The organism is Gordonia malaquae NBRC 108250, assembly GCF_000344135.1.
Classification (GTDB): domain Bacteria; phylum Actinomycetota; class Actinomycetes; order Mycobacteriales; family Mycobacteriaceae; genus Gordonia; species Gordonia malaquae.
Map to the genome: position 1 here is coordinate 1 of NZ_BAOP01000098.1, position 1,111 is coordinate 1,111.

The 1,111-nt window shown below is 66.0% G+C and carries 1 protein-coding gene; it reads left to right on the top strand.

The window, feature by feature from the left end; translation table 11 throughout:
- Positions 1-86 precede the first annotated feature (86 nt).
- Complete coding sequence (locus GM1_RS21345; protein WP_174316897.1) at positions 87-1,106, top strand: IS30 family transposase; 1,020 nt, start codon at positions 87-89, stop codon at positions 1,104-1,106.
- The last annotated feature ends 5 nt before the right edge of the window (positions 1,107-1,111 follow it).

Genomic DNA, 1,111 nt, shown 5'->3' on the forward strand with positions numbered 1-1,111 from the left:
GGTGTCATACCGTCGTAGCAACACTGCAGGCCACGAGGGGTTGCGGGTAGCGCGGTAGGAGACCCTGGGTGGGGCTGGGACGGATGATGTTGACGGTGGCGGACCGGACGGAGATCGCGGTCGGACGGCGTGCGGGGATGACGGTCACGGCGATCGCCGAGCAGATCGGGCGCGACAAGTCGGTGGTGTCTCGCGAGATCAAACGCAATGCCACCAAGACGGGCGCGTATCAGGTGGTGCACGCCGACAAGCACGCCCGCGCACGGCGGGCCCGTCCGCAGACGAGGGCGATCGATGCTGACTCGGTGCTCGCCGACCGGGTACGGTCCGACCTGCGCAGGTCGCGGACGCCGCGCCAGATCGCGGGGAGGTTGAAGCTCGAGGCCCAAGACCCCACAGTGGATCCCATGACGGGTTCACCGAACGCGCAGGGCCGCCGCGTGTCACACGAGTCGATCTATCGGTGGATTTATGCTCTTCCGAAGGGAGAGTTGGCTGCTCAGGGCATCCTGTTGCAGTCCAAGCGCACCGCGCGTAAACCCCGCAAGTCAGTCGGTGAGCGGTCGGCGCGGATCGTGGGCATGGTCAGCATCGACGACCGCCCCGAGACCGCGGCCGATCGGCGGGTGCCGGGCTGGTGGGAAGGAGATCTGATCGTCGGGAAGGCCGGCCAGTCCGCGGCGGTGACCTTGGTCGAGCGCACCAGCCGGTACACGCTGATCCTGGGTCTGCCGGACGGGAAGAAAGCACCCGGCGTTGCTGATGTGCTGATCGATCACCTGCGAGGACTGCCGGAGTTCATGCGACAGGGCCTGACGTGGGATCAAGGCACCGAGATGGCCGAGCACGCCAGCGTCACCGTGGCCGCCGAGTTGCCGATCTACTTCGCTCATCCCCGCTCGCCATGGGAACGCCCGACGAATGAGAACACCAACGGCCTGATCCGCGAGTACCTGCCCAAGGGCACCGAAATCCCATCCGATCAGCTGTACCTCGAAGCGATCGCCCGCGAGCTCAACGAGCGGCCACGGCAGTGCCTGGGCTTCTACACTCCACGGGAAGTCTTCGAACGCCTACTGAAGGACAACGTTGCTTCCACGAGTTGACACCG

What these genes read in the sequence shown, in the direction of transcription:
- GM1_RS21345 (WP_174316897.1), top strand. Translation starts at nt 87, where the DNA reads ATGTTGACGGTGGCGGACCGGACGGAGATCGCGGTCGGACGGCGTGCG.